The 7,370-nt window shown below is 73.7% G+C and carries 6 protein-coding genes; 2 read left to right on the top strand and 4 right to left on the bottom strand.

Going from position 1 to position 7,370, the window contains the following annotated elements; translation table 11 throughout:
• Positions 1–69: 69 nt before the first annotated feature.
• The 4 genes from ABZY57_RS31295 to ABZY57_RS31310 all read right to left on the bottom strand — a co-directional run bounded on the left by ABZY57_RS31295 (position 70) and on the right by ABZY57_RS31310 (position 5,657).
• On the bottom strand, positions 70–2,505 hold the full coding sequence (locus ABZY57_RS31295; RefSeq protein WP_356517695.1) for a DUF3488 and transglutaminase-like domain-containing protein: 2,436 nt from the start codon (positions 2,503–2,505) through the stop codon (positions 70–72).
• Positions 2,502–3,929 (bottom strand): DUF58 domain-containing protein, encoded by a 1,428-nt coding sequence (locus ABZY57_RS31300; RefSeq protein ID WP_356517697.1) that lies wholly within the window; start codon positions 3,927–3,929, stop codon positions 2,502–2,504. Before ABZY57_RS31300 ends, ABZY57_RS31295 begins: the two co-directional genes overlap by 4 nt.
• Positions 3,929–4,939 carry a MoxR family ATPase gene (locus ABZY57_RS31305; RefSeq protein WP_356517699.1) on the bottom strand — a complete coding sequence of 337 codons (1,011 nt, stop codon included), beginning with the start codon at positions 4,937–4,939 and terminating at the stop codon, positions 3,929–3,931. Before ABZY57_RS31305 ends, ABZY57_RS31300 begins: the two co-directional genes overlap by 1 nt.
• A gap of 166 nt (positions 4,940–5,105) precedes the next feature.
• Positions 5,106–5,657: a carbonic anhydrase gene (locus ABZY57_RS31310; protein WP_356517700.1), complete on the bottom strand. Its 552-nt coding sequence runs from the start codon at positions 5,655–5,657 to the stop codon at positions 5,106–5,108.
• Between the two features lie 312 nt (positions 5,658–5,969).
• Here ABZY57_RS31310 and rsmH point away from each other — a divergent pair, with 312 nt between their 5' ends.
• Both rsmH and ABZY57_RS31320 read left to right on the top strand, forming a co-directional pair.
• Complete coding sequence (gene rsmH / locus ABZY57_RS31315; RefSeq protein ID WP_356517702.1) at positions 5,970–6,929, top strand: 16S rRNA (cytosine(1402)-N(4))-methyltransferase RsmH; 960 nt, start codon at positions 5,970–5,972, stop codon at positions 6,927–6,929.
• Positions 6,926–7,370, top strand: a 445-nt coding sequence (locus ABZY57_RS31320; protein ID WP_356517704.1) for a septum formation initiator, incomplete at its 3' end; no start/stop codon positions are given. The genes rsmH and ABZY57_RS31320, both read left to right, overlap by 4 nt.

A 7,370-nucleotide genomic window follows, 5' to 3' on the forward strand; every position in this document is an offset into this window, starting at 1 on the left:
CCGGGGCTCGATCCCCTCGAGCCCCGGCCTCGGCCGTCTCCCGTTCCGGGAACGGAGTCCGGCCCGCAGTCAGCCGCGGCCGCCCAGCGGGATGCGTGCCCGGGCCCGCGACGCCGCGCCGGCGACACGGTCGGCCAGATCCGACCAGCGGGCCGAGGCGGCCCAGCGCACGCGGGCCGCCGACCGGGGGAAGAACAGCGCCCGCAGCCGCGCCGGACGGGAGACGCCCGCGAGGAGCCCGGCGCGGGCCAGCAGGACGTCCTGCGCCAGCCCCCCGTACGAGGGCTCCGCGCCGGGCGGTGCGTAGAGCGCCCGCTCCACCCCGCCCGCGACCCGGCGTACGGCATCGGCCGCCTCCGCGTCCAGGCGGCCCAGGGACACCACCCGGTCCGCAGCCCCCCGGGGGGACAGCGCCTCGTCCGGGGCGATCCCGACGTCCCACGCCGTGTCGCCCAGCTCCCGCCAGGCGGCCAGGACCTGCCCCGAGCCGAGCCGCCGCGCCCGCAGGCGCCCGCGCCACAGGAACGGGAGGAGCGGCAGGGCGAGGAGCAGGATGCCGGCGGCCGTCCAGGCCAGGACGGTCCCCGCCGAGGGGCCGCCACCGCCCGCGCCCGTGTTCCGCTGCGCCGCGGCCGGACCGCACTCGCCCAGCTTCTTCTGGTCCGCGGGGCAGTCCTCCGCCGTCGAGGGCCCGGCCGAAGGCTGCGCCGCGCTCGCGGACGGGGCCGAGGTCGGCACGTTCGGCAGGGTCTGCGGCGCGGCGGGCCGGCTGTAGTCCGGCACCGTGATGCCCGAGCGGGGCGTCGGCTCGAAGCGGGTCCAGCCCACGCCCTCGAAGTACAGCTCCGGCCAGGCGTGCGCGTCCCGCATCGAGACGTTGACGACGCCGTCGGACTGCTTCACCCCGGGCGTGAACCCGACCGCGACCCGCGCCGGGATCCCGAGCGTGCGCGCCATCGAGGCCATCGAGAACGCGAAGTGGACGCAGAAGCCCTCCTTGTCGGCGAGGAACTTGGCGATGGCCTGCGAACCCGTACCCGAGGACACCTTCGTGTCGTAGCGGAACCCGCCGCTCACCGCGAAGTAGTCCTGGAGTTTGACCGCCGCCGAGTAGTCGTCCTTCGTGCCGCGGGTCACCTCGCGGGCCGTCTGGACGACGACCGCCGGCAGGTTGTCCGGCACCTTCGTGTACTCGGACGCGATCTCGGGATCCGCCGCCGGAGCCCTGCGCAACTGCTCCGCCGTCGGGTTGAGCAGCAGGCTGCGCACCGAGTACTGCACGCCCTGGGCGTTCTGGAACTTGTCCTTGCCCAGCTGGTCCCCGACGAGCGTCCGCCCGGCCGGCTCGAACCGCCACTTCCCGGCGATGTCCACGCCCGTCGCCGGATAGGGCATCGGCAGGTAGCGCTGCGCGTACGTCTGCGCGGAGGAGATGAAGGTCTGCACCTCGGTGGCGCCGTCCAGCACGCTCCCGCTCACCCCGGGCGGGTTCGGCATCCGCTTCGGGACGTCCGTCAGGGCCCGCCCCGAGGCCTCCCACTTGACGCCGTTGAACTCGTCCAGCGCCAGGATCCGCAGGTACTGCTCGCTGAGCTGGGGGCTGTCCGTGCGGTACCGGAGCACCACCCGGTTGTCCTGGGTGTTCAGGCTGCTCTGCAGGGAGACCAGCGGGTTGACCGCCTGGATCGACGGGCCCAGGCCGTTGCCCTCGCCCTCGCCCGCGCCGCCGCCCGGGCCCAGTACTCCGCTGCCCAGCGAGGGCAGCACCATCGGCACCGCCAGGGCCAGGCCCAGCGCGACCGCGCCGATCCGCCGCCCGGTGCGCACCGGGGCGAGCGCCTGTCCGCCGCCCGAGTAGCCGGCCGCGACCTGACTGCGTGAGGAAGGCGCAGCGGCGCCGAAGACCCGCCCCCACTGTGCGAGCCGGTCGCGGCCCTCGGCCAGGAGGAGCAGCAGGTAGCCGCAGCCCGCCAGGAGGAAGGAGACCCAGGAGGCGCCGCCGGAGCCGTTGGCCGCGCCCGACAGGCCCGCCGCCACCGAGTACAGCGCGAGCAGCGGCAGCCCGGCCGCGGCGGCCGTGCGTACGGTCACCGCCAGCAGGTCCACCAGCAGGCCGATCAGCAGCACCCCGGACACCAGCAGCAGCCGGATCCCGTCCGTCAGCGGCGCCGGCATCGAGAACTCGTTCACGTCCTGGACGCCCTGGCTGAACAGCGCGCCGAAGTCCGTTACGAGGTAGTCCAGCAGCCCGTCGCCGGCGGCGGACTGCATCTTCCCGCCGAACAGCAGCATCAGCGCCAGCAGCGACACGAGGACCTGCGCCGCCACGGTCAGCGTCCGGGCCAGCGGCACCCGCCGCGCCCCCGCGCCCACCGCGCTCTGCAGCACCAGCAGCAGCGCCGCCTGCGGCAGCCAGCCGCCCGATTCCACCAGCGGGTTCAGCGACCAGGCGGTGAACAGCGTCGCCAGAGCCGCGAAGACCGTCAGTCTCGCCCGCCCGCTCATCCCCAGCCCCCCGCCGCACCCGAACCGCCCGCCGAACCGATCGGCGCGTTGCCCGCCTGTCGCCACAGCTCCCCGAAGGCCACCCCGGGCGGGGCGGCCAGCGCCGTCCAGCCCGCGTCGCGCAGCCCGCCCAGGCGCTCCTCCAGCGGAGGCACTCCCTCCGACATCGCCGACATCACCGAAGCCAGCCCCTGCGGCCGCCCGGACCAGTCCGCGGAATCCAGTACGAAGGCCACGGCGCCTCCGCCACGGCGGCACATCTTTGCAGCCAGTCCCGTCTGTACCTCGTCCAGGTCTCCGAAGAAGGCGATGAGGAGCCCGTCCCCGCCCGCTCCGCCCAGGCCGCTGCCGGCTCCGTTGCTCCGTACCGCGTCGCAGGCCCGCGAGAGGCCCGCGCCGTCGGAGTGGCCGACCACCGCGAGGGTGTCCATCAGCAGCCCCGCCGCCTCCGCGGACTCCTGCCCCCCGGAGGTGAAGCCGCCGCCCTCGCGGGGCACGCAGTCCCCGGTGTCGGTCAGCAGCCGCACCGAGAAGCCCTGCTCCAGCAGGTGCACCAGGGTCGACGCGGCGGCCGATACCGCCCACTCGAAGGCGGAGTCGGGTCCGGCGCCCTCGTAGGCGAGGCGCCGGGTGTCCAGCAGGACGGTGGCCCGGCTGCGCTGGGGCTGCTCCTCGCGGCGCACCATCAGCTCGCCGTAGCGGGCGGTGGAGCGCCAGTGCACGCGGCGCAGGTCGTCGCCGCGCCGGTAGCCGCGCGGGATCACGTCGTCCTCGCCCGCCAGGGCCAGCGAGCGGCGGCTGCCGTCCCCGTAACCGGAGGACTCGCCGGCGAAGCGGACCAGGGGCAGCGCCTCGGTGCGCGGGATGACGGTCAGGGTGTCGTAGGCGGAGAACGAGCGGGTCAGCTCGACCAGCCCGAAGGGGTCGGTGAGGCGCAGCTGGAGCGGGCCCAGCGGGTAGCGGCCGCGCAGGTCGGAGCGGACCCGGTACGACACCTCGCGGCGGCCGCCCGGCTCCACCCGGTCCAGGACGAAGCGCGGCCGGGGCCCCAGCACGTACGGCACCCGGTCCTGGAGCATCAGCAGCCCGGTCGGCATCCGGGAGGTGTTGTCGAGGCGCAGCTGCACCCGGGCCTCGGAGCCGGCGGGCACCCGCATCGGGGTCAGCCGGCGGGTGCCGGAGACCTGGTGGCGGGTGCGGTGCAGGGCCAGGACGCAGAGCAGCGGCAGCACGGCGAGCAGCAGCCCGACCCGGAGCAGCTCGGACTGCCCGAGGACGTACGCGCACAGCCCGGCGGCGATCCCGGCGGCCAGGAAGGACCGGCCGCGGGTGGTCAGCCCGGACAGCGACGCGCGCAGCCCGGCGCCTGTCCCGGTGGACTCCGGACCCCGGCCGCCCGCGCCGTGCGGGGCGCCGGCGCTCATCAGAAGCCCCGGATGCCCGCGCCGGGCGGCATCTCGCCGCGTGAGGGCGCGGCCGGTACGGGGGTGCGCTGGAGGATGTCGGCGACGACCTGCTCCGCGGTGCGCCGGCTCAGCTGGGCCTGCGCGGTGGGCAGCAGCCGGTGCGCGAGCACCGGTCCGGCCAGGGCCTGGACGTCGTCGGGCAGTACGTAGTCCCGCCCGGCCAGGGCGGCGGAGGCCTTCACGGCCCGCAGCAGGTGCAGGGTGGCGCGGGGCGAGGCGCCCAGGCGCAGGTCCGGGTGGCTGCGGGTGGCGGAGACCAGGTCGACGACGTAGCGCCGGACGGGCGCGGCCACGTACACCTCGCGGACGGCTTCGATGAGCTTGCCGATGTCGTGGGCGTGCGCGACGGCCGTCAGGTCGTCGAGCGGGGAGAGCCCGCCGTGCACGTCGAGCATCCGGAGCTCGGCCTCGGGGCTGGGGTAGCCGACCGACACCCGGGCCATGAAGCGGTCGCGCTGGGCCTCGGGGAGGGGATAGGTGCCCTCCATCTCCACCGGGTTCTGGGTGGCGACCACCATGAAGGGGCTCGGCAGCGTGTAGGTGGTGCCGTCGATGGTGACCTGGCGCTCCTCCATCGACTCCAGCAGCGCGGACTGGGTCTTGGGGGAGGCGCGGTTGATCTCGTCGCCGATGACGATCTGCGCGAAGATCGCACCCGGCTTGAACTCGAACTCCCGGCGCTGCTGGTCGTAGATGCTGACGCCGGTGATGTCCGAGGGCAGCAGGTCCGGAGTGAACTGGATCCGCTGGACCGAGCAGTCGATGGACTTGGCGAGCGCCTTGGCCAGCATCGTCTTGCCGACGCCGGGAACGTCCTCGATCAGCAGGTGGCCTTCGGCGAGCAGGACGGTCAGCGCGAGGCGGACCACTTCCGGCTTGCCCTCGATCACGCTTTCGATCGATTCCCGCACCTGCTGCGCCGTGCTGGTCAGATCCGCGAGGCTCGCTCGGTCGTCATACGTGGTCACCTGGTTCTCCTCGACCCTTTCCCAGGGCCGGCGCCCCATGGCGCATGACCGGCCCACCCCGAAACACCTCAGAAATCGCGAGCAATCAACAACGCGGACACCGGCCCGGAAGTGTTTCCGGGCGACGTCTCCCCGCATTCTTGACGGCGCTTGGCCCTGGTGTCACTCAAGAGGTGGGATCGATCTCCCGCAGGAGCCCGGTGTGCACGTCGAAGACGAAGCCTCGCACATCGTCCTTGTGGGGCAGGAAGGGGTTCGTGCGGACCCGCTGCATCGACTGGCGGACGTCCTGGTCCACGTCGCGGAAGGCCTCGACGGCCCAGGCGGGACGCTGGCCCACCTCGTCCTCCAGCTCGTGCCGGAAGTCCTCGGTCAGGCTTTCGAGACCGCATCCGGTGTGGTGGATGAGTATCACCGTGCGGGTGCCGAGCGCCCGCTGGCTGATGGTGAGGGAACGGATGGTGTCGTCGGTGACCACCCCGCCGGCGTTGCGGATCGTGTGGCAGTCGCCGAGCTCCAGTCCCAGGGCGGCGTGCAGGTCGAGGCGGGCGTCCATACAGGCCACGACGGCCACCTGGAGGACCGGACGGGCGTCCATGCCGGGGTCGGAGAACTTCGCGGCGTAGGCGCGGTTCGACGACACCAGGCGGTCGGTGACGGAGTTGCCCTCGTCGGCCTTGGGCGCGGAGGCGGCGGGCACGGGTACGGAAGTCGTCATGGATACGACGTTAGTGGTCACAGGACGTGTGAGCATCGAGTGAGGGTGGACAAAGAAGGTCACCCGGGCCTGGTGTGAGCTAACCCACAGGGGTGAGGCGCACGCGGCCGTCCGGGTGATTCGCGGCATTTGCCGCTTCGGTCGCAGCGGGGCGCACGGCGCGCGGGGCGGTTCGTTGACCGCGGCGACCGTTGCACTAAAGTGACGCGAACCGGCCGGAGCCCGGCCCTGACCGGCCGCCCCGGCCCTTTGGTAAGACTCCGCGTGCGCGGCGCGGCGTATGCCTGCCGCGCCGTTATCTGAGAGGGCGCTTTGACTAGCGAGTCCCGACACGTCCCGGTGATGCTCCAGCGGTGCCTGGACCTGTTGGCCCCGGCACTGGAGAGGCCCGGGGCCGTCGTCGTCGACTGCACCCTCGGCCTCGGCGGCCACAGCGAGGCCCTGCTCACCCGGTTCCCCGAGGTCCACCTGATCGGCCTGGACCGGGACAAGGAAGCCCTGCGCCTCTCCGGAGAGCGCCTCGCGCCCTTCGGGGACCGGGCCACCCTCGTCCACGCCATCTACGCCGACCTCGCCGAGGTACTGGACAGCCTGCACATCCCCACCGTGCAGGGCATCCTCTTCGACCTCGGCGTCTCCTCCATGCAGCTCGACGAGGCCGACCGCGGCTTCGCCTACGCGCAGGACGCCCCGCTCGACATGCGGATGGACCAGACGACCGGCATCAGCGCGGCCGAGGTCCTCAACACCTACGCCCCCGGCGAGCTGGTCCGGATCCTGCGCCAGTACGGCGAGGAGAAGCAGGCCAAGCGCATCGTGTCCGCGGTGGTGCGCGAGCGGGCCAAGGAGCCCTTCACCAACAGCGCGCGCCTCGTCGAACTGATCCGCGACTCCCTGCCCCAGGCCGCGAAGCGGACCGGCGGCAACCCGGCGAAGCGCACCTTCCAGGCGCTGCGCATCGAGGTCAACGGCGAGCTGTCCGGACTGGAGAAGGCGATCCCCGCCGCCGTGGACCGCATCGCGGTCGGCGGCCGGATCGCGGTCCTCTCGTACCACTCGCTGGAGGACCGCCTCGTCAAGCAGGTCTTCGCCGCCGGCGCGACCTCGACGGCCCCGCCCGGGCTGCCGGTCGTACCGGAGAAGTACCAGCCGAAGCTGAAGCTGCTGACGCGCGGTGCGGAACTGCCGACCGAGGAGGAGATCGCGCAGAACCGGCGTGCGGCGCCGGCCCGCTGCCGCGGGGTGGAACGCATCCGGGAGGCGCGCCTGTGAAACGCCTGGGGCGGGTGCTGGGGGGACCGGTCGCCGGACAGGCGGCGCGGACCCCGTTCGTCCTGCTGGTCGTGGCGCTGCTCGGCGGCGGGCTGATCAGCCTGCTGCTGCTGAACTCGGCGCTGAACGAGGGCTCCTTCCAGCTGAGCAAGCTGAAGCGGGAGACCACCGCGCTCACGGACGAGGAACAGGCACTGCAGCGGGACGTGGACGGCTACTCGGCGCCCGACGCGCTGCAGCGCCGGGCGCACGAACTGGGTCTGGTGCCGGGGGGCAGCCCGGTCTTCATCGGCCCCGACGGCAAGGTCGCCGGGACCGCGTCGCCGGCCGCCGAGCCGCCGCCCCCGTCGCCCCCGGTGTCCGCCCCGCCGGTCCAGCCCTCCCCGGGCGCAGCCGTGCCGAGCCCGGCCGGCTCCCCGGCCCCGGCGCCTTCGGGCGCCG

The organism is Streptomyces sp. NPDC006450, from assembly GCF_040612195.1.
In the GTDB taxonomy this organism is placed as follows: Bacteria; Actinomycetota; Actinomycetes; order Streptomycetales; family Streptomycetaceae; genus Streptomyces.